Annotated in this window: 20 protein-coding genes and 1 pseudogene; 11 read left to right on the top strand and 10 right to left on the bottom strand. The window is 62.2% G+C overall.

The window, feature by feature from the left end; all coding sequences use genetic code 11:
- Positions 1–3 precede the first annotated feature (3 nt).
- Both NKJ73_RS26610 and NKJ73_RS26605 read left to right on the top strand, forming a co-directional pair.
- Complete coding sequence (locus NKJ73_RS26610) at positions 4–1,005, top strand: rhamnose ABC transporter substrate-binding protein (RefSeq protein ID WP_023677420.1); 1,002 nt, start codon at positions 4–6, stop codon at positions 1,003–1,005.
- A gap of 86 nt (positions 1,006–1,091) precedes the next feature.
- Complete coding sequence (locus tag NKJ73_RS26605) at positions 1,092–1,853, top strand: glutamine amidotransferase (protein WP_352571646.1); 762 nt, start codon at positions 1,092–1,094, stop codon at positions 1,851–1,853.
- Positions 1,854–1,923: 70 nt separating this feature from the next.
- Here the strand turns inward: NKJ73_RS26605 and NKJ73_RS26600 are convergent, their stop codons facing one another.
- From NKJ73_RS26600 to NKJ73_RS26575, 6 genes and pseudogenes are all read right to left on the bottom strand, one after another.
- Positions 1,924–2,427 carry a DUF2314 domain-containing protein gene (locus NKJ73_RS26600; RefSeq protein WP_352571645.1) on the bottom strand — a complete coding sequence of 168 codons (504 nt, stop codon included), beginning with the start codon at positions 2,425–2,427 and terminating at the stop codon, positions 1,924–1,926.
- A 102-nt stretch (positions 2,428–2,529) separates the two neighbouring features.
- Positions 2,530–2,671 (bottom strand): annotated as a pseudogene (locus tag NKJ73_RS26595) (SDR family oxidoreductase); the annotation flags it as partial.
- Positions 2,672–2,757: 86 nt separating this feature from the next.
- Entirely contained in the window at positions 2,758–3,639 is an 882-nt protein-coding gene (locus NKJ73_RS26590; RefSeq protein ID WP_352571644.1) for a YihY/virulence factor BrkB family protein, read from the bottom strand.
- A gap of 174 nt (positions 3,640–3,813) precedes the next feature.
- Positions 3,814–4,218, bottom strand: a complete 405-nt coding sequence (locus tag NKJ73_RS26585) for a TadE/TadG family type IV pilus assembly protein (protein WP_352571643.1) — start codon at positions 4,216–4,218, stop codon at positions 3,814–3,816.
- Positions 4,208–4,627 (bottom strand): TadE/TadG family type IV pilus assembly protein, encoded by a 420-nt coding sequence (locus NKJ73_RS26580; protein WP_352571642.1) that lies wholly within the window; start codon positions 4,625–4,627, stop codon positions 4,208–4,210. Before NKJ73_RS26580 ends, NKJ73_RS26585 begins: the two co-directional genes overlap by 11 nt.
- 26 nt (positions 4,628–4,653) lie before the next feature.
- Positions 4,654–6,009, bottom strand: a complete 1,356-nt coding sequence (locus NKJ73_RS26575; protein WP_348625932.1) for a pilus assembly protein TadG-related protein — start codon at positions 6,007–6,009, stop codon at positions 4,654–4,656.
- A gap of 164 nt (positions 6,010–6,173) precedes the next feature.
- Here NKJ73_RS26575 and NKJ73_RS26570 point away from each other — a divergent pair, with 164 nt between their 5' ends.
- The 3 genes from NKJ73_RS26570 to NKJ73_RS26560 all read left to right on the top strand — a co-directional run bounded on the left by NKJ73_RS26570 (position 6,174) and on the right by NKJ73_RS26560 (position 8,224).
- Positions 6,174–7,502, top strand: coding sequence for an NAD(P)H-dependent oxidoreductase (locus NKJ73_RS26570; RefSeq protein WP_352571641.1), 1,329 nt, complete (start codon positions 6,174–6,176; stop codon positions 7,500–7,502).
- 87 nt (positions 7,503–7,589) lie between these two features.
- Complete coding sequence (locus tag NKJ73_RS26565) at positions 7,590–7,832, top strand: type II toxin-antitoxin system VapB family antitoxin (protein ID WP_352571640.1); 243 nt, start codon at positions 7,590–7,592, stop codon at positions 7,830–7,832.
- A complete protein-coding gene (locus NKJ73_RS26560; protein ID WP_023677428.1) occupies positions 7,832–8,224 on the top strand; it encodes a type II toxin-antitoxin system VapC family toxin in 393 nt (130 codons plus the stop codon). The genes NKJ73_RS26565 and NKJ73_RS26560 overlap by 1 nt, the downstream gene beginning before the upstream one ends.
- Positions 8,225–8,238: 14 nt before the next feature.
- Here NKJ73_RS26560 and proC read toward each other — a convergent pair whose 3' ends face one another.
- Positions 8,239–9,054, bottom strand: a complete 816-nt coding sequence (gene proC, locus NKJ73_RS26555; RefSeq protein WP_352571639.1) for a pyrroline-5-carboxylate reductase — start codon at positions 9,052–9,054, stop codon at positions 8,239–8,241.
- A 306-nt stretch (positions 9,055–9,360) separates the two neighbouring features.
- Between proC and NKJ73_RS26550 the strand changes: the two genes are divergently transcribed.
- The 5 genes from NKJ73_RS26550 to NKJ73_RS26530 all read left to right on the top strand — a co-directional run bounded on the left by NKJ73_RS26550 (position 9,361) and on the right by NKJ73_RS26530 (position 14,001).
- Positions 9,361–10,098 (top strand): hypothetical protein, encoded by a 738-nt coding sequence (locus NKJ73_RS26550; RefSeq protein ID WP_352571638.1) that lies wholly within the window; start codon positions 9,361–9,363, stop codon positions 10,096–10,098.
- A 36-nt stretch (positions 10,099–10,134) separates the two neighbouring features.
- Positions 10,135–10,269, top strand: a complete 135-nt coding sequence (locus NKJ73_RS26545) for a hypothetical protein (RefSeq protein WP_023677431.1) — start codon at positions 10,135–10,137, stop codon at positions 10,267–10,269.
- A 37-nt stretch (positions 10,270–10,306) separates the two neighbouring features.
- The gene (gene folD, locus NKJ73_RS26540) at positions 10,307–11,206 is read left to right on the top strand and encodes a bifunctional methylenetetrahydrofolate dehydrogenase/methenyltetrahydrofolate cyclohydrolase FolD (protein ID WP_352571637.1); all 900 of its coding nucleotides are present in this window, start codon (positions 10,307–10,309) and stop codon (positions 11,204–11,206) included.
- A gap of 16 nt (positions 11,207–11,222) precedes the next feature.
- Complete coding sequence (locus NKJ73_RS26535) at positions 11,223–12,221, top strand: GlxA family transcriptional regulator (RefSeq protein ID WP_023677433.1); 999 nt, start codon at positions 11,223–11,225, stop codon at positions 12,219–12,221.
- A gap of 112 nt (positions 12,222–12,333) precedes the next feature.
- Entirely contained in the window at positions 12,334–14,001 is a 1,668-nt protein-coding gene (locus NKJ73_RS26530; protein ID WP_352571636.1) for a vWA domain-containing protein, read from the top strand.
- A 45-nt stretch (positions 14,002–14,046) separates the two neighbouring features.
- Here the strand turns inward: NKJ73_RS26530 and edd are convergent, their stop codons facing one another.
- The 3 genes from edd to zwf all read right to left on the bottom strand — a co-directional run bounded on the left by edd (position 14,047) and on the right by zwf (position 18,108).
- Entirely contained in the window at positions 14,047–15,870 is a 1,824-nt protein-coding gene (edd, locus tag NKJ73_RS26525; protein WP_352571635.1) for a phosphogluconate dehydratase, read from the bottom strand.
- Between the two features lie 73 nt (positions 15,871–15,943).
- Positions 15,944–16,657: a 6-phosphogluconolactonase gene (pgl, locus tag NKJ73_RS26520; RefSeq protein WP_352571634.1), complete on the bottom strand. Its 714-nt coding sequence runs from the start codon at positions 16,655–16,657 to the stop codon at positions 15,944–15,946.
- Positions 16,639–18,108 (bottom strand): glucose-6-phosphate dehydrogenase, encoded by a 1,470-nt coding sequence (zwf, locus tag NKJ73_RS26515; protein ID WP_023677437.1) that lies wholly within the window; start codon positions 18,106–18,108, stop codon positions 16,639–16,641. Before zwf ends, pgl begins: the two co-directional genes overlap by 19 nt.
- A gap of 274 nt (positions 18,109–18,382) precedes the next feature.
- Here zwf and NKJ73_RS26510 point away from each other — a divergent pair, with 274 nt between their 5' ends.
- Positions 18,383–19,129, top strand: a complete 747-nt coding sequence (locus NKJ73_RS26510) for an SDR family oxidoreductase (RefSeq protein ID WP_023677438.1) — start codon at positions 18,383–18,385, stop codon at positions 19,127–19,129.
- Positions 19,130–19,152: the final 23 nt, after the last annotated feature.

Genomic DNA, 19,152 nt, shown 5'->3' with positions numbered 1-19,152 from the left:
ACAATGAAAGCGTTTAGATTAGCCCTGCTCGCATCCGCGGTTCTGCTTGCGCCAAGCTCGCTGGCCTTCAGCCAGGAGTGCGCCAAGGAACCCGTAACGGTCGGTTTCCTGCCCAAGCTCGACACGGATCCCTACTTCAAAGTGGCCTTTGGAGGCGCACAAGAGGCAGCCAAGGAAATTGGCGGCACCGCTACCCAGGTCGCCCCATCGCAGGCGACCGCCGAGGCGCAGATCGAATTCATCAACAGCCTCGTGTCGCAGAAGGTCGGAGTCATCGCAATTGCCGGCAACGACGCCAATGCCGTCGCGCCTGCGCTGAAGCGCGCCGTTCAGCAGGGCGTCAGAGTGATTTCGTATGACTCCGATGTGGCCGCCGATGCGCGTGCGGTGTTCGTCAATCAGGTGAAGGGCGACAGTCTCGCCGAGATGATGCTCGAAAGTGCATTCGCCCTCAGCGGCGGTGAAGGCGAATTCGCGATCCTGTCGTCGACGCCGACGGCAACCAACCAGAACGCCTGGATCGACTTCATGAAGGCGAAGATGGCGGCCGAGCCGAAGTTCTCCAAAATGAAGCTGGTGCAGGTAGCCTATGGCGAAGAAAGCGAACAGATCAACCAGCAACAGGCGTTGGCGCTGGTGCAGGCGTTTCCGGATCTCAAGGTGATCATCGTCCCGGCTGGCATCGGCCTTCCGGCGGCCGCGCGTGCACTCGAGGAAGCGGGCATGATCGGCAAGGTCAAGCTGACCGGCCTCGCGCCGGCCACTCTGATCTCGAAATACATCAAGGACGAAGCTGCTCAGGATATCTGGTGGAACGTCACCGATCTTGGCTATCTTACTTATCAGACGGCCCAGGCGTTTGCGCAATGCAAGATCACCGGCAAGGAGGGTGAGAAGTTCACGGCAGGCAGGCTCGGCGAATACACGATTGGCGCCGGCGGCGAACTGATCCTTGGTCCGGCCAAGATCGTGACTCCCGAAAATCTGGCCGAGTTCAAATTCTGATCCTATAGAGCTTGAGTTCTAGGGGGCGCCGGTCCATCCGGCGCCCTTCCTAAAAACCTCTCGAATGAAAACAGTGCGGGGCGGCAATGAAGATATTGCTTGCAGGCGAAACCTTTGCAGCGACGACCTCGGTTGCCATCGGCAGCGACGTGCTTACAAGTGCGGCCTCGACAAATGGTGCGACGGCCTTCAATGCCGTGCTGGCCACTGAAGGCATCGCGGTCACGCAGATCGGCGGCGAGCGTTGCAGCGCGGAGTTTCCCTGTGACCTCGATGGGCTCGCCCAATATCAGGCGGTGGTGATCTCCGACGTCGGCGCCCTGACATTGCTGGTGACGCCGGATGCCCGCGCTGGGCGTGTCGGCGTCAACCGCCTCGATGTGCTCAAGGCCTATGTCGAAGGTGGCGGCGGGCTGATGCTGGCCGGCGGTTACATGGGCTTTCAGGGCATGTTCGGGACGGCGCGTTTCCACGACACCCCGGTCGAGGACGTTCTGCCGGTCCGTTGCCTACCCTACTGCGACGGCATGGAGGTGCCGCAAGGCCTGCAGGCCTCCATCCTGCAGTCGTCACATCCGATTTTTTCCGGGGTGGAGGGACCTTTGCCGCCGATTCTCGGCATGAACAAGCTGGAATTCAGGCGTGACGGTTCGTCCCGGCTTCTGGCGACCTGCCATCATCGCGGCACCGACTGGCCGCTCCTTGCCGTCGGTAGCCATGGCCGCGGCCGCACGATTGCCTGGGCAACCGATATCGGCCCGCATTGGCTCTCGCAGGATTTCCTCGGATGGCCGTTCTACGGAAGACTGATGGCGAACATGGTCGGTTGGCTCGCCGGCGATGGATGAGAAAGCTGGTTTGACCAGTGCTGCTGCCCAATCCTCCAACGAAAGACCAGGCTATCAAGCATACGTTGAATCAGGACGGCAGTGGCTCATAAACCGAAACCCCGATGTATCGATCGTATGAGCCACGATCTTTCTCAGGAAGCTTGTCTCGGGTTACACGCAATGTGAATCCCCCCTGCAAGTGCCCCGCGTCGAGAACCATCCAATCGAAAATATCATCGCCTTCAAACGAAAGTCGCTGTCCGACTTGATGCCATTTCTGAAGCTCGGGTGGCACCTCGAAAAACGTGCCTGAAAATAGCCGCTCCTCAGCATGATAATGCACAGCGGCAAGCCAAAGGAAAACAAAGTGGTCCTCCCGAAGACGTACGGACTCGTCGGGATCGCGAAACCGAAGCTTCGCGGAACAGAAGGCATCTGCATTTCCCTCGATATGTTCGACAAATGTCGGCACACTCGCAAGCGCGCGATCGTAAGCTGCTAGGAAGGCGGGGTCTGTCTGCGAGATAGCCGTGAAGAGTGGCTCATTCCGCGGTTCGTCGAATTCACCGTTCGATTGAGATTTTTCGCTCATAAAAGACCTCTTGGACTAACCTTGCGAAGTCCGCGCGCTTCTTCCTGGTGTGGGGAGACGGCGCTCGCGAAGCGGTGTCGCACTACCAGCCAAAGAGTCCTATCACGCTACCGACCAACCGCCATCCACCAATTATTTTCGCGCCAGTGATCAGTGACGCCGGCGGCGAGGCGAGGAACACCACGGTGCCCGCGACGTCGATCGGGTCGCCGATGCGGCCGAGCGGAATGTGGCCAGCACATGCAGGCGAGTGCGCAGGCGCGGCCGCTGCCGCGCGAGGCCCCGGTGACCAGCACCACCTTGCCGGCGAGGTCGAATTTCGGCGTGAACTCATTTGTCATGCGATTCCACCTTGTTCTTCAAATCGGACCGGCTGCCGTGTCGAACCGAATAGGCTCGCGTGAATTCGGCGCCCAGCAGAAATATCTCGGCCGAATAATAGACCCATAACAGCACGACGAGCAGGGCGCCGGCCGCGCCGTATGACGATGAGATGGCGCTGGTTCCGATATACCAGCCAATCAGCGACTTGCCGATGGTGAACAGAAACCCGGTGACCACGGCGCCGATGCCGACATCGCGCCATTGCAGGCTGCGGTCCGGCAGCACCTTGTAGATTGCGGCAAACAGCAGCGTGATCAGGGCAAACGAGACGATCCCGTTGATGGCGCTCAGGATGATGGTGCCGAACGGCAGGTAGGCGTTGATGACTTCTCCGAGCGCCGAAATTGCAGCGCTTACGACCAGTGACACCAGGAGCAGAAAACCGAGGGCGGCGACCAGGCCCAGGCTTGCAATGCGTGCCCGAACCATTCGTGAAATCGTTGCCCCGGTCGGTTTGACTTTCCAGATTTCGTTCAACCCCAGCTGCATCTCGCCGAACACGCCGGATGCGGCGACGAACAGCGTGACCAGCCCCAGAATGCTGGCGAGGGTTCCGGCTTCCTTCTGCGAGGCGTTTTCGATCGTAGCTCGCAGCAGCTCGGCACTTTGCGGCCCCATCAGGCCAGCGATCTGTGCCGAAAGGGCGAGTTGCGCCGCCTCGTGCCCGAAGGCCATGCCGGCAATAGCGACAACGATGAGCAGGATCGGCGCAAGCGAGGTCGTGGCATAAAACGCTATCGCCGCCCCATGGCTCAGCGCATTGTCGTCGATGAAGCCGATGACGCTCTGCTTGAGGAGCCTCCAGCCCTCTGCTGCCAAATTCCACATGTAGGCCTCGCATGCCTGTCAACAAACAAGTAGCGGCGGCGCAGCGCTAGGCGAGGGGTGGGGGCTCGGCCGGAACAAAGCCGGCAACGGCACGCCGTACAAGGCGATCGCCTATAAAGGCGGCGTGCAGCGAACATCCTGCGAAAGGTGCCGCTCGACTGGCCGGGGACGTGCTCACGATGCAATCAGGGGAACTGTGACAGTTGTCTGATAATGTATCGGATATCGGTTGAAATACGGGAACTCGATCACGAACGCATATTGGGCGGTCAGATGTGCCATGCGAAAGCCGCCGCTGGCGACGTCGATTGCTATTGTTACGTCGACGTCTTTCAATCCCAAATCCAGTAATTTTTCCGTGGCAATGGCTTGGATCTGGGCCTGAGTCAGCGAGTTCTTCATTTGCAGCGCACGTGACGACGTTTCCAGCGTGTACCGAACACTCGACATAGCGTTCAGAGCCCAGCCGAATGCAAAGATGCCGATCAAAAGCATTATCAGAAAAGGCGCGATCAGCGCGAACTCTAATGCAGCTCCGCCTGATGCATCCCCCGTGAAAGCTCTCGACTTAGCGGACACGAATCACCTGTTGATGACTGAGTTCGCGCGAGAGGGAAAACGCGCCAAAACTGAAGGGCGGTGACCAGGTGGCTGTCGCCTGTATTACGAGGAAGACCGAGGGGGCTTTCAAAGTGTCGCACAGGACCGATGGATCGGCCACGATGTTCCCGCACATGTATTTCCGGCTCACTGCCACCTGCGCGCCATCAGGATGGTTTTCCCAGCTCGAAAGAGCGACAGCTTGGATGGTCGTATCCTCGACTGCTCCTTGCATCACGAGGTTCGCCGCGGTTTTGACGCCTGCACGCATCGACAATGCGCTCGAGACAAAAGACCAGCCGTCGATGATGCCAAGAAGTACCAGGCAAAGGATGGGCAGAACCAGCGCAAACTCTACCGCGGCAACACCCGAATCACTCCGGAACATCCGGACTTGTAGCCGATCCACGAAAACTACTCGACAAGCTGAACGGTTTGCGTGGCCGGAATGTCTCGCATTCCAAGGCTCGTGCAATCCTGAATGATGTTTGCGTTGCCGGACCATTGCACGGTACTTGCGACGACCTGCGTGCAACCACCTTTGCCCGAGAAATTGCCGAGATAATTGACGCCCTGTGTTGGAAAATACAGAGCGCCGGTCAATAGCGAATCCGCCGTGCCATTAAACGTGTTGGATCCCGCCAGGTTGGCTCTGTCGCCATAGAACAGCACACCTGAATAGGTGCCCGACGTCGGTGCGCTGAGCTTGACGGTCGCCGTGCCGTTCATGCTAACGCCGGAGGTATCGGCCAGATAAATGACGACACCCTCGCCGGAAATATTTGCATTCGAGCTCGCTTTGAAATCGCCTCCCTCAATGACGTATATCCCGGGCGAGAGGGTTACATTGCCGCTCAAGCTGAGCCCCTTGCAGTATGTTCCAGGTTGCAAGGTTGACTGATTGCCGTTTTGACAAGGGTTCGTGGCCGGCGGCGCCGGCAGGTCGGCAAAAGGATCAGCAGCGGGCAGCGCCTGAGTTATCAGGCTGGCGCAAACGGTCTTCACGACGTTGCTCAACGAAACACCGCCTGCCGATATCAGGCAATCGACATCAAGGCTTGCCGATCCCTGAAGTTTGATGGCGTCCGGAGCTATCGAATTCGACATGACGGAGCAGCCTGTCAGTTTTGTGGTCGAACTGCCGGAAAAGAGCGCCGCTTTCGAAGCGGAAGGATCGACCGTCAAAATGCAGGCTTTTGAAGCATCCGTAATAAGAGCCACCGCCCTTGCTTGTGCGCCAACTGCGTTTTGCGTGAATATCGACGTAAAGAACCGATCGAGGTTCTGATGAACGACTACCTCAACCGCCTTTTTTCCGACATTTGGACCGGCTGACGGAGGCGAGAAGACCTCTATTGTACCTGCTGACGGTCCCCAGCCGTTCGTGGTCGCTGACGCTGTCGCTGCGGAGACAATCTTTGGCGTGTCGGATCCCGAAACCTTTTCCAAAGCGCCAGCATAGGCCGCCGCATCCGCCACCGCTTGTAGCTTCAGGCTGCTGTAATACCAATAGGAAGTCTCGATACCGAGGCCCGCACCGCCGACGACAATCGGCAAAGACAGAGCAAAAATAGTAGCAACGTTGCCGCTCTCGCCGATCGGTCGCATAGCGCGGAAAAAACACCTAAAAATGCGGGCACGCCAGTCCATTTCCCTATTAAAGCAGGATTGCATAAAAGAATGACTAAGAATTTCCGTACATTTCTTGGCTGCGATCCATCCGGGCTTAACGGCCCGTTCCGCCGCTTCAACGCGGGCCTTTGGCGCCACAGGACCCTCGTTAGTCCTTCGGCCGGGTGCATGTCTTCATAGGAACAATTCTGGTTTCCGGGGTCATGCGCAAGAAAAGACCGCCGCGGCCGGTTTCGATTGGCAATGGGTTGCCGTTCCCTGCTATTCCCGCTTCAAATCAAAAAGCAGTGGACGTTTCCAGTATGACCAATGTCGCCTTGACCGGGCTTGCCCGCGATCTTGCCAAGCGTGCCGCGGAAGGCCGCCCGGTGCGCATCGGCGTCATTGGTTCTGGCGAGATGGGCACCGACCTGGTGACGCAAGGCATGCTGATGCCGGGCATTTCGGTTTGCGCGATCTCGACGCGCCGCCCGCATACGGCGCGTGACGCCATCCGCATTGCTTATGGCGACCAGGCGATGGCAGCCGAAGCGGACAGCGCTTCGAAGGTCAGCCAGGCGATCGAAAGCGGCAAGATCGCCGTCACCTCGAACGAAATGCTGGTCACCAATCCGCTTATCGATGTCGTCATCGATGCCACCGGCAAGCCCGGGGTCGCCGCCGATTTCGACCTGATGGCGATGCAGCACGGCAAGCATCTGGTGATGATGAATGTCGAGGCCGACGTCACCATCGGCTGTTATCTGAAGCAGCAGGCCGACCGGCTCGGCGTCGTCTATTCGGTCGGTGCCGGCGACGAGCCGTCGAGCTGCATGGAGCTGATCGAGTTCGCCTCGGCGCTCGGCTACACCATCGTCTCCGCCGGCAAGGGCAAGAACAACCCGCTCAACCACGACGCCGTTCCCGACGACTACCGCGAGGAGGCGCTGCGCCGCAACATGAATCCGCGCATGCTGGTCGAGTTCGTCGACGGCTCGAAAACCATGGTCGAGATGTGCGCCATTGCCAACGCCACCGGGCTGGTGCCCGACGTTCCCGGCATGCACGGCCCCAAGGCCGATCGCGACGAGCTGGTCAAGGTGCTGATCCCGCGCGAGCAGGGCGGCATTCTGTCGAAGAAGGGCGTCGTCGACTACACCGTCGGCAAGGGCGTGGCGCCCGGTGTCTTCGTCATCGTCGAGGCGACGCATCCGCGCATCATCGAGCGCATGGACGATCTGCATATCGGCCACGGTCCCTATTACAGCTTCTTCAGGCCCTACCATCTGACCTCGTTGGAAGTGCCGCTGACGGCCGCTCGCATCGCGCTTTACGGCAAGCCCGACATGGTGCCGCTGCCGCGGCCGGTGGCAGAGGTCTGCGCGGTGGCCAAGCGCGATCTGGCGGCAGGCGAGGTTTTCGACGCGATCGGCGAGACCTGCTACCGCTCCTGGACCATGACCGTCGAAGAAGCCCGCGCCCATCGCGCCGTGCCGGTCGGTCTGCTCGAAGGCGGCAAGGTGCTGAAACCGGTGAGGAAAGGCGAATTGCTCACCGCCGACAATGCCGCGCCCGACCCGACGACCGGGCTGTTCGCCTTGCGCCGGCTGCAGGACGAGATGCTGTATGGGCGTGACGCTGTCGACCGGTGAGCTGTCGCGGTGGCCTTTGGCCGGGCCTACTGGCATTGTCATTACAACTCTCTATATTGTATTGACGATGAAGGCGGAGGCGATCACATGAATCTTCAGATCAGGGACCCGCGCGCACGCGAACTGGCGCGAGAGCTTGCTGCCAAACGCAAGATTTCGATGACCGAAGCGGTCATCGAAGCGCTTGAATCCGAGTTGAAGCGGGAGAGCGGACGCATTCCCCTGGCTGAGCGGCTTGCTGCCATTGCCAACGACTTCAAGGCCAAGGCAGGCCAAGGTGGTCGGGCTGTGACGAAGGATGAGATCGATGAGATGTGGGGCCATCCCTGATGTTCATCGACACCTCCGTGGTTGTCGCGATTCTTTCAGGCGAAGAGGATGCCCGCGAGTTGAGTAATCGCATTGAGGCAGCGCCCGCGAGAATAACTTCGGCGTTGGTGGTGCTTGAAGCGGCGATGCGGCTTTCGACGATGCTTGCCGTGCCGCCGGTTGTCGCCGGAGATGCGATAGAGGCGTTTCTTCGCGAGGCCGAAATCGAAATTGTGCCGATCGACGCCAGCGATGCCAAGCTCGCGATCCAGGCATTTTCAGACTACGGAAAGGGGCGCGGACATCCCGCCCAGCTCAACTTAGCCGACTGCCTTTCTTATGCCTGCGCAAAAAGTCATGGCTCCGCACTGCTCTACAAGGGCAACGACTTTTCGCATACCGACCTCGCGTAATCCGCAACCGGCTGTTACTTCCCGAGCTCGATAGACCGCAGCCGCGCCGCTTCCACCGCCTCGGTGAGCAGGCGCGTCAGACGGTCCTCGCCCATCAGCACGGCAAGGGCGGCAGCCGTGGTGCCGTTGGGGCTGGTCACCTGCTGTCTGAGCACGCCGGGCTCCTCGCCGCTTTCGGCGGCCAGCGAGGCGGCGCCGTAGACCGTCTGCATGGCCAAGAGCTTGGCAGTCCCCGTCGGCAGGCCGGCTTTCTCGGCGGCCACGGTCAGCGCTTCGATGAAATGGAAGATATAGGCCGGCCCCGACCCGGAGACTGCCGTCACCGCATCCATCAGGGCTTCGTCGTCGATATCGGCCACTTGCCCGCTCGCCGAAAGCAGGTCGGCAACAAAACGCTTGGTGTCGTCGGAAACCAGGCTGTTGGAAAACACCACCATCATGCCCTTGCCGATCGCCGCCGGCGTGTTGGGCATGCAGCGCACGATCGGCGCGCGGTCGCCGAGAATACCTTCGAACGTAGCGACGGGTGTCCCGGCGGCGATGCTGAGGAAGGTGGTCCGGCCATCATTGAAGCGGATGTAGCCGGCCGTCACGTCGCGGATCACCTGCGGCTTGACCGCAATGACGACGAGGGTCGGCACGGCGTCCGCCGGGATGGCGCCGGCATCCGCGCCGGCAGCGCAGCCCAGCGCTTCGGCACGCTTGCGCAACTCGGCATTGGGCTCGACCACAAACACCGCAGCCGGAGCCAGCTTGCCGGCTTTCAGCCAGCCCGAGAGCATGGCGTAGCCCATATTGCCGCAACCGGCGAGAACAAGCCTGATCGTCATCGAAAGCCTCCCATAGAGATGGCTTCCCATAGACGTTCGCGGCAGGGCGGGGAAGCCCCTGTTGGGACTGTGATCACGCGGAATTCCCGGACTGAGATCGGTCGCAACGATACTTGCTCAGGCCAGCAACACCACATTATCAATGAAGAAATCGCCGGGACAGATGTTCTCCTTGCGGTTGGGATGCGCATGTAGTCGCGCAGGGGTGGGCCGACCAAATTAACCTTTTATTTCCTATGCCTGTTTAGCATCGCTTAACCAGGAACGGTCGCTACGTCCCAGCCCGAGGGGAAAGCTCGAGGAATCATGGCTTACAGGGATAATCGTGAACACCGGAGGAACGAGCGGTCCTTGCTGTCGCTCGTCGAGGCGGTGCGCGGCGAGGACGAAGCATCGCTGGTTTCGCTAGAGGACCGCGCAGGCCGGTTATGGCGCGAGGATGCCGCCACACGCCATCGTCTTGCCCGCTCGCGCCGCGAAGCGCGTGCCAGCACGATCCTGTTGGCAGCCGCCGGCATTACCCAGCCCCGTCCTGATGAGCCAAAGGCCGGCACCATGCTGATGGAAGAGGCTGCAGCTGCCGATCGGTTTTTCGTCCCCGCTGGCTCCCTTGGCGGCCCCGATGCCGGTTCCGCCGATCGCCCAGCATATCGGGCAGCGCCGCCTCCTGCTCTGCCGGTCGAGATCGCGCGTACCAAACGTCCTGGTCCGATCGGTGCCGTGTTGTCGGCGCTGAGCCGGCTCATGCCTGGCAGAGCGCCGGAGGAGATGGCGTCCGGTGAGACTTCCGCCGCGACAAATTCCACCGCAGCGATGCCACCTGCGTTCCACCCGCAGCCGCTCTATGCCGGTCGGGCACCTTATCCGCAGCAACCCACGCCGCCGCATTCGGCCCATACTCAGGCCTGGTCGAGGAAGGCAAATCAGGCCTCGGAAGCCGCCGATCAGCAAAGCCAGATCGAGGAAATCCGCGCCAGCCTGCGCGAATTCCGCGAGGTCGTTCGCGAGCTCACCGAAAACCGCGCGCGCCGCCGCTATTTCTGAGCGTCGAATAAAACATGCCGGTTTCGAGTTAACGGCATGGGACGGCGCATTGACGGGATTGCCCGGCTCGATTTTCGTGAAAATGCCGCGCTGCATGTCCGCCCGCAGCGCATGGTTCTGGGCAACGGCCTGCATAAAAGATATCTGGAGCGCGCCGCATGGATGTTTTAACGCGGCAGGCTTACGCGATAGGCGTCGAGGGTGGTTCATGGCTGAGTTGATTGACGGAAAAAGCGTCGCCGAAGACGTGGTGCGGCGGGTCAAGGCCCTGACCGCCGAACTGGCGGAAAAGGGTGGACGGCAGCCCGGTCTCGCCGTGGTCATCGTCGGCGAGGATCCGGCGAGCCAAGTCTATGTCGCCTCCAAATCCCGCACCGCCAAGGAATGCGGCTTCCATTCGGTTCAGCACACGCTGCCGGCCGAAACCTCCGAGCCGGACCTGTTGAAGATCATCGGCCAGCTCAACGCCGATCCGGCCATCAACGGCATCCTCGTGCAGCTTCCGCTTCCCGGCCATATCGATTCCGGCAAGATCATCCAGACCATCGCGCCGGAGAAGGATGTCGACGGCTTCCACTTCATCAATGTCGGCAAGCTCGGCACCGGCGAACTCGAGACCGCCTTCGTGCCTTGCACGCCGGCCGGCTCGATGCTGCTGATCGAACGGGTGCGCGGCAAGGACCTGTCCGGTCTCAATGCGGTCGTCGTCGGGCGTTCGAACATCGTCGGCAAACCGATGGCCAATCTTCTGCTTGCCGCCAACTGCACCGTCACCATCGCACACAGCCGGACCAGGGACCTGCCGGCGCTTGCCCGCACCGCCGATATTCTGGTCGCCGCCGTCGGCCGGTCTGAAATGGTCCGCGGCGACTGGGTCAAGCCTGGCGCCACCGTCATCGATGTCGGCATCAACCGCGTCGCCGCACCTGAAAAGGGCGAAGGCAAGACGCGCCTCGTCGGCGACGTCGCCTTTGCCGAGGCGGCGAAGACGGCCGGCGCCATCACGCCGGTGCCTGGCGGCGTCGGACCGATGACCATTGCCATGCTGATGGCCAACACGCTAGCTTCCGCCTATCTCGCAGCCGGATTGGAACGGCCTTCCTTCTGACCAGAAAGCAGCGTCCTTGCCGAACCTCACTGTTCCCTTAGAACGGCCGGTCACCAATGATCCCGTTCAGGGCGGGCGGCAGTTCGGGTTTCTGTTGGTCGACAAGTTCTCCATGTTCTCGCTGGCCGCGGCAATCGACACGTTCCGGTCGGCGAACCGGCTGCTCGGCCGCGATTTCTATGGCTGGACTACGGTGTCGGCCGACGGCGACGCCGTCATGGCGTCCAACGGCCTGCCGCTCAAGATCGACTACGCGGTTGCCGATCTGCCGCCGGTCGATATCCTGTTCGTCTCGGTCGGGCTGACGACGGAATTTCCCGGCAAGAGCAAGGTGCTGGCAGCGCTGCGCAGTTGGGGCCGGCGCGGCAATGCGCTCGGCGCGCTTTCGGTCGGCTCCTATTTGCTTGCCGAAGCAGGCCAGCTCGATGGCTATCGCTGCACCATCCATTGGGAAAACCGCGCCGGCTTCCTCGAACGCTTTCCGGACATCAACTGCACCGGCAACGTCTTCGAGATCGACCGCAAGCGCTACACCTGCGCCGGCGGCACCACATCGATCGACCTGATGCTGGAGATCGTGCGCGGTGATTTCGGCTCGAGCCTCGCCAATGGCGTCGCCAACCAGTTCCAGCATGAGCGCATCCGCTCGGCCGGGGACCGCCAGCGCGTCGGCCCGGAACGCGACCTGACCGGCAAGTCGGAGAAGCTGCGCCGCATCGTCGAGCTGATGGCCGACCATCTCGACGAGCCGCTGTCGGCGGTGCAACTCGCCAAGTCGGCGGGCCTGTCGGTGCGCCAGGTCGAGCGCCTGTTCCTGCGCCATCTCAGTGTGACGCCCGGGCGCTATTATATGCGGCTCAGGCTCGAGCGGGCGCGCGAATTGCTGCGCCAGACAAACATGCCGATCCTCGACGTGGCAATCGCCACCGGCTTCACCTCGCATTCCTATTTTGCCCAGAGCTACCGGCTGCAATTCGGCCGGCCGCCTTCCGAGGAACGCCGCACGGCGTATTGAGGGTTTGGCAGAGAGGCGACGCAGCTTCGTACTCCGTCCGGGCTTGTGTCGCGACCCGGCGTCAAATAGCTTTCCGGCGCCGAGCGGCGGCGACTGACGGGGGAGATTTTTGATGGCGGGATTTGTGCAGAGCGTCGCTGCGGCCGCCCTGTTGCTGTGGACGACGGGGTTCGGCTTCGCCGCCGATCGCGTCATCGTCATTCTCGATGCCTCCGGCTCTATGTGGGCGCAGATCGACGGCAAGCCCAAGCTCGAAATCGCCCGTCAATCGCTGCGGAACGTGCTGCAATCGGTCCCGGCCGAGGAGGAAATAGGCTTCATGGCCTATGGCCATCGCGAGAAGGCCAGTTGCGACGACATCGAACTCATCGTGCCACCGCAGGCAGGCTCGGCAAGTGCGATCTCAGCCGCGGCCGACAGCTTGAAATTTCAGGGCAAGACGCCGCTGACCGCTGCGGTCAAGCAAGCGGCGGAAGCATTGAAATACACCGAGGACAAGGCGACGGTCGTTCTCATCACCGATGGCATCGAGACATGTAGCGGCGATCCCTGTGCGCTCGGCAAGGAACTGGAGGCTGCTGGCGTCGACTTCACCATCAATGTCGTCGGCTTCGGCCTGACGGCGGCCGAGGGCAAGCAGGTCGGTTGCCTCGCCGACAATACCGGCGGCAAATATATCGAAGCGTCGGATGAAAAGGCATTGCAGGACGCCCTCGTCGAGACCGTTGCGCCTCCGCCACCCGCCCCTGAACCGACTCCCGCCCCGCAGCCTGCTCCCCAGCCGGCGCCCGCCCAGCCGGCGGAGTCCAATTTCGTGCCCACCGTCGCGCTTGCCGAGGGTGGCGATCCCGTCACCGACGGCAATGCCTGGGAGATCTACAAGGCGAATTCCGACGGCACGCGCGGCGATCCCGTCACCACCGAATATGGCACCTACAAGGGCAATCTGGAGCCGGGCGACTATATCGTCGTCGCGCGTGCCGGCGAGGCCAGGGCCGAACAGAAGATCAAGATAGAGCCTGGCCAGGTCGCCAAACCGCACTTCAACCTGAATGCCGGCACGCTGGTCATCCACCCGCGGCCAAGCGAAGGAGCGGACGTTGATGACGGCGCGGCTGTCGTAATCGGCTATCCCGGCGTCGACACCCCGCCGACCTATTACGGTGACACGAAAGTCGTGCTGCCGGCCGGTGACCAGAAGGTGACGGTCACGATCGGCCAGGGCATGGTTATCGAGACGATCCCGCTTGCCGCCGGCAGGGTCATCGACAAGGACATTATCGTCGGCGTCGGGCGTATCGTCGCCAACGCCTATTATGCTGCCGGCGGCGACAAGGCCGAGGGTTCGGGCGTTGGCTTCAAAGTGCTCCAGGCGAAAAAGAACATCGACGGAACCAGGCAGGAGGTGACTTATGCCTACGGTCCGGACAGCAAGTTCGATCTGCCGCCCGACGATTATGTAATGGTCGCGACGGTCGACCTTGCGGTGGCCGAGCAGCCGTTCAGCGTCAAGGTTGGCGACCATCAGGATCTGAAGATCGCGATGAACGCCGGTATGCTGACGATAACCGCGCCAGGGGCCTCGAAGATCGAGATATTCGAGGCCAGGAAGGCCATCGACGGAACCCGCAAGTCGGTCGGCTACGCCTACGACCAGAAGTATCAAGCCACTCTGTCGGCCGGCGACTACGCGGTGGTTTCGGAGAAATCGGACAACAGCTCGAGGCAAGGCACGGTAACGGTCAGGGCCGGCGCGCGAGCCGAGCTGACCGTTCAGTAGATCTAAGGGAGAGCGGCCACCAGCCGCTCTTCCATGGTCGAAAAGTCACGCCGTACCGAAGGCGCTGGCGCCATGGTCGGCGCGTCCCACCAACTGCCGGAACCCGGCGAAAAGCTCGCGGCCGAAGCCGAATTCATTGCCTATGAGGTCGCTGTCCGCGGGGCGGCGCAGTGCGAAATCGCCGGCTGGCACCAGTACCTCCAGCGTCCCGGCCTCGGCGTCGAGCCTGATGATATCGCCGTCATGGATCCTGGCGATAGGCCCGTCCTCCGCCGCTTCCGGCGTCACGTGAATCGCCGCTGGCACCTTGCCTGAAGCGCCCGACATGCGGCCGTCGGTGACCAACGCCACATGCTGGCCGCGGTCCTGCAGGATGCCGAGCACGGTGGTCAGCCTGTGCAATTCCGGCATGCCGTTGGCCTTCGGTCCCTGGAACCGAATGACGGCGATGAAGTCGCCGGTCAGCGACCCCGCCTTGAACGCCTCGTTCAGGCCTTGCTGGCTGTCGAACACCTTGGCCGGCGCCTCGATGACGCGCCGCTCCGGCTTGACCGCCGATGTCTTGATGACGGCGTGGCCGAGATTGCCCGAAAGCACTTTCAGACCGCCGCTCGGCTGGAACGCCTTCTTGAACGGCGCCAGCACCTTCTCGTCCCCGCTCTCGCGCGGCGAAGCCTCGCGCACGACGCCGCCGTCGGCGCCGAGCCTGGCCTCGACCGCGTAGGGGCGCAGCCCTTCGCCCCACACCGTCTGCACATCCTCGTGCAGGATGCCTGCGTCGAGCAGTTCGCGGATCAGGAAGCCGAGCCCGCCGGCGGCGTGGAAATGGTTCACATCGGCAAGGCCGTTCGGATAGACCCGCGCCAGCAGCGGCACCGCTTCCGAGATGTCGGAGATGTCCTGCCAGGTAATGGCGATGCCGGCCGCCGCTGCCATAGCGATCAGGTGGATGGTGTGGTTGGTCGAACCGCCGGTGGCGTGCAGGCCGACGATGCCGTTGACGATCGAGCGCTCGTCGATCATCCGCCCGACCGGCGTGTAGGCGTTGCCGAGCGCGGTGATCGCCAGCGCCCGCTTCGTCGCTTCCCTGGTCAGCGCGTCGCGCAGCGGCGTGCCGGGATTGACGAAGGAAGCGCCAGGCGTGTGCAGGCCCATGATCTCCATCAGCATCTGGTTGGAATTGGCGGTACCGTAGAAAGTGCAGGTTCCCGGCCCGTGATAGGATTTTGATTCGGCTTCGAGCAGTTCGGCCCGCCCGGCCTTGCCCTCGGCATAGAGCTGGCGGATCTTGGCCTTTTCGTCGTTCGGAATGCCGGTCGTCATCGGCCCGGCCGGGATGAAGACCGCCGGCAGATGACCGAAGGTCAGCGCCGCGATCACCAGCCCGGGCACGATCTTGTCGCAGACGCCGAGATAGACGGCGGCATCGAACATGTTGTGCGACAGGCCGATTGCCGCGGCCATGGCGATCACGTCGCGCGAGAACAGCGACAGCTCCATTCCGGGCTGGCCCTGGGTGACGCCGTCGCACATCGCCGGCACGCCGCCGGCCACCTGGGCGATGCCGCCGGCCTCGCGCGCCGCATCCTTGATCAGCGCCGGAAACGTCTCGAAAGGCTGATGTGCCGACAGCATATCGTTATAGGAGGTGATAATGCCGAGATTCGGTACCCGGTCCCCGCCAAGCGCTACCTTTTCGGAAGGGCTGCAGACGGCAAAGCCGTGGGCCAGGTTGCCGCAGGACAGCACGGCCCGGTTGGCGGTGCGGTTCGAGGCTTCGGCGATGCGGCCGAGATAGGCCTCGCGACCGGGCTTGGAGCGCTCACGGATGCGCTGGGTGATGGCTTCGATATCGCGTCTTGCGGTCATGGCGGTCGGTCCTTTCAGGCGAGGTCCCGCAAACACCTTCCGGCTGTTGCCGGGACCTGCAGCCAAGTTGAGATCAGGGTGCCCAGAAAACCTCTACGGGCTTTTGAGTGGCATCGAGCACGGCGCGAATGGGCTTTCGTGCTCCAACTCCAAGCGCGGCCTCGAATGCGGTGCGTTTTTCCGCGCCCTCGATATGCAGCGCGATGAAGGCGGCATTGATGATCCGCGCCAGTGACAGCGTCAGCCGTGGCTCGCCGGCACTTGCCGCGTGAACCGGAAGCACGATCCTTTGCGACGACGGATCGAGCAATCTTGCCAGGTTGTCGGCATCCGGAAAGAACGAGGCGGTGTGGCCATCAGTTCCCATGCCTAGCACAACAACGTCGAGTGGCCAGGGCAGCACTTGCAGCGCCTCACTGTCGGAGACCGCTGCACCCTCGATCGTTGCCGCGGCGTGGTAGAGCGGCACGAAATTCGCGGCGGCGGCCGCGTTCTGCAGCAGGTTGGCGGCAACCAGGCCGGCATTGGAGCGCGGCGATGAGGGCGGCACGAAGCGCTCGTCGACCAATGTTATCGTCACCTTTTCCCAGGCGATCGGAACGGTCGAAAGCGCCGCGAAGAATTTCGCCGGCGTCGTGCCGCCCGAGACCGCAAGCAGCGCCATGCCGCGCTCGGCGATCGCCTTTGAGAGACGGCCGGCGACGTGGCCGGCAAGCGCTGTCGCCAACTCCTGGCGTCCGGCAAATTCGTGCCAGTTGTAGGCGCCGCCTAATTGCTCTCGTGCCATGTCCGCCCGTCGCGTTCGATCAGCGCAATCGAGGCCGAGGGGCCCCATGTGCCGGCGGTGTAGCCTTGCGCCTCTTGCCTGCCGCTTTCCCAGGCGTCCTGGATCGGGTCGATCCATTTCCACGCCGCCTCGACCTCGTCGCGGCGCATGAACAGCGTCTGGTTGCCACGGATGACGTCCATGATCAGCCGCTCATAGGCATCGGGGGCGCGGCCGTCGAAGGATTGCGCAAAACTCATGTCGAGCGGAATCTGGCGCAGCCGCATGCCGCCCGGCCCCGGATCCTTGATCATGATGAACTGCTTGACGCCCTCGTCGGGCTGCAGCCTGATGACCAGCTGGTTGGCGGAGATCGGCCCGGCGCTCTCGCCGAAGATCGAATGCGGGATCGGCTTGAATTCGATGACGATCTCCGAAACGCGCGTCGCCAGCCGCTTGCCGGTCCGGAGATAGAACGGCACGCCCGCCCAGCGCCAGTTGCCGATCTCGGCTTTGAGCGCAACGAAAGTCTCGGTGTTGCTGTACTTGCCGAGCTCCTCGACATAGCCTTTCACCGGCCCGCCGGCCGAGGCGCCGGCACGGTATTGTCCGCGCACCGTGTGCTTCGGCGCTTCGTTGCCGTTGATGCGCTTCAGCGCCCGCAGCACCTTCAGCTTTTCGTCACGGACGGCATCGGCGTCCATCGACGACGGCGCCTCCATGGCGACGAGGCAGAGCAGTTGCAGCATGTGGTTCTGCACCATGTCGCGCAATGCGCCGGCCTTGTCGTAATAAGTGACGCGGTCTTCCAGGCCGACTGTCTCGGCCACGGTGATCTGCACATGATCGACATTGGCGGAATTCCAAAGCGGCTCGTAGAGCGCGTTGGCAAAGCGCAGCGCCATCAAATTCTGGACCGTCTCCTTGCCGAGATAGTGATCGATGCGGAAAATCTGGCTTTCATGGAAGTCGTCGCCGACCAGGTCGTTGAGCGCGCGCGCCGAAGCTAGATCGCGGCCGATCGGCTTTTCCAGCACGATGCGCGAATTCGGCGTGATCAGCCCGTGCTCCTTCAGCTTGTGCGAGATGTCGCCGAACAGTGCCGGCGCCACCGCCAGATAGAAAGCGCGGATGTGTTCGCTGTCGCCGATCGCCTTCTTCAGCCTGTCGAAGCCGGCACCTGTGGTTGCATCTGCCGGGACATAGGAAAGCCGTGCGAGGAACGTCTTCAGTTCCGTGGCGTCGATATCTTCCGGCTTCACGTGGTCGGCAATCGCCTGCCTGGCGAAAGACTGGAACTCCTCGTCTGTCATCTTCGAACGCGATGTGCCGATGATGCGCGTCGGCTCGGAAAACTGGTGGTCGCGCTGGCGGTAGTATAGCGACGGCAGAAGCTTGCGTTCCGACAGGTCGCCGGTGCCGCCGAAAATGATGAAGTCGAAAGGGTCGACGGGAATGATCTGGCTGGTCATGGTCTGTCCGCTGTGACGCCGGTCGCGATAACGCGGCTGATATAATCTAATCGATTTAAACTTGCCAGTGCCATTGCGTCACATCCGCGTGTGCTCTTGACACCGGCGCTGGCCGGAGGCTTGTCGGCAAGCGATGCTTCCGGGGGCGTTCGCAGTTGCAGCATAGAGCCGGATGGCAGCGAAAGCCAAAGGAGAAATCGTCGATGGACGCACATCTTTCGATGGCCATCGCCAAACGCGTTTTCGATCGTCTTCAACGATGAGTGAGAAAAGCATGCGCCTCAAAAACAAGGTCGCCATCATCACCGGCGCTGCCTCGGGTTTTGGCGAGGGCATGGCCAGGCGCTTTGCCGAGGAGGGCGCGCGCGTAGTCGTCGCCGATCTGAACGCCAAGGGCGCAGAGCGCGTTGCCGGCGAGATCGGCGAAAAGGCGATCTGGACCCAGACCGACGTCTCGCTGCGGTCCGAATTCGACGACATGGTCCATGCTGCAATGAGCGCCTTCGGCCGCATCGACATCATGGTCAACAACGCCGGTTATACCCATCGCAACGGTGACATGCTGGAAGTCGACGAGGCGACCTTCGACCTGATCACGTCAGTCAACATGAAGGCGATCTACCACGCAGCGCTTGCCGTGGTACCGGTGATGGAGCGGCAAGGCGGTGGCGTCATCCTGACGACGGCCTCCACGGCCGGTATCAGACCGCGGCCCGGCCTCACCTGGTACAATGCATCGAAGGGCTGGGCGATCACCGCGACCAAATCGATGGCGGTGGAACTCGCGCCGAAGAACATCCGCGTCAACTGCCTCTGCCCAGTTGCCGGCGAGACCGGCATGCTCGCGAAATTCATGGGCGCCGACACACCCGAGATCCGCGAGAAGTTCCGCGCGTCGATCCCGCTCGGCCGGCTTTCGACGCCGCTCGACATAGCCAATGCCGCGCTTTGGCTCGCTTCGGACGAGGCGGCTTTCATCACCGGCGTGGCGCTGGAAGTCGACGGCGGGCGTTGTATTTGAACGGTCCGGTTATCCGGCGGAGG

It is taken from the genome of Mesorhizobium sp. M0074, from assembly GCF_040322975.1.
Lineage (GTDB): Bacteria > Pseudomonadota > Alphaproteobacteria > Rhizobiales > Rhizobiaceae > Mesorhizobium.
Note: the sequence above shows the minus strand (reverse complement) of the source record. Positions and strands in the feature narration are given on the sequence as shown.

Excerpts from the sequence above, each read along its gene's own strand:
- NKJ73_RS26560 (WP_023677428.1), top strand. The coding sequence starts at position 7,832 with ATGTTCATCGACACCTCCGTGGTTGTCGCGATTCTTTCAGGCGAAGAG.
- NKJ73_RS26610 (WP_023677420.1), top strand. The coding sequence starts at position 4 with ATGAAAGCGTTTAGATTAGCCCTGCTCGCATCCGCGGTTCTGCTTGCG.
- NKJ73_RS26600 (WP_352571645.1), bottom strand. The coding sequence starts at position 2,427 with ATGAGCGAAAAATCTCAATCGAACGGTGAATTCGACGAACCGCGGAAT.
- NKJ73_RS26590 (WP_352571644.1), bottom strand. The coding sequence starts at position 3,639 with ATGTGGAATTTGGCAGCAGAGGGCTGGAGGCTCCTCAAGCAGAGCGTC.
- NKJ73_RS26545 (WP_023677431.1), top strand. The coding sequence starts at position 10,135 with ATGGGACGGCGCATTGACGGGATTGCCCGGCTCGATTTTCGTGAAAAT.
- edd (WP_352571635.1), bottom strand. The coding sequence starts at position 15,870 with ATGACCGCAAGACGCGATATCGAAGCCATCACCCAGCGCATCCGTGAG.
- NKJ73_RS26565 (WP_352571640.1), top strand. The coding sequence starts at position 7,590 with ATGAATCTTCAGATCAGGGACCCGCGCGCACGCGAACTGGCGCGAGAG.
- NKJ73_RS26570 (WP_352571641.1), top strand. The coding sequence starts at position 6,174 with ATGACCAATGTCGCCTTGACCGGGCTTGCCCGCGATCTTGCCAAGCGT.
- pgl (WP_352571634.1), bottom strand. The coding sequence starts at position 16,657 with ATGGCACGAGAGCAATTAGGCGGCGCCTACAACTGGCACGAATTTGCC.
- NKJ73_RS26530 (WP_352571636.1), top strand. The coding sequence starts at position 12,334 with ATGGCGGGATTTGTGCAGAGCGTCGCTGCGGCCGCCCTGTTGCTGTGG.
- NKJ73_RS26550 (WP_352571638.1), top strand. The coding sequence starts at position 9,361 with ATGGCTTACAGGGATAATCGTGAACACCGGAGGAACGAGCGGTCCTTG.
- proC (WP_352571639.1), bottom strand. The coding sequence starts at position 9,054 with ATGACGATCAGGCTTGTTCTCGCCGGTTGCGGCAATATGGGCTACGCC.
- NKJ73_RS26605 (WP_352571646.1), top strand. The coding sequence starts at position 1,092 with ATGAAGATATTGCTTGCAGGCGAAACCTTTGCAGCGACGACCTCGGTT.
- NKJ73_RS26510 (WP_023677438.1), top strand. The coding sequence starts at position 18,383 with ATGCGCCTCAAAAACAAGGTCGCCATCATCACCGGCGCTGCCTCGGGT.
- zwf (WP_023677437.1), bottom strand. The coding sequence starts at position 18,108 with ATGACCAGCCAGATCATTCCCGTCGACCCTTTCGACTTCATCATTTTC.
- NKJ73_RS26580 (WP_352571642.1), bottom strand. The coding sequence starts at position 4,627 with ATGTTCCGGAGTGATTCGGGTGTTGCCGCGGTAGAGTTTGCGCTGGTT.
- folD (WP_352571637.1), top strand. The coding sequence starts at position 10,307 with ATGGCTGAGTTGATTGACGGAAAAAGCGTCGCCGAAGACGTGGTGCGG.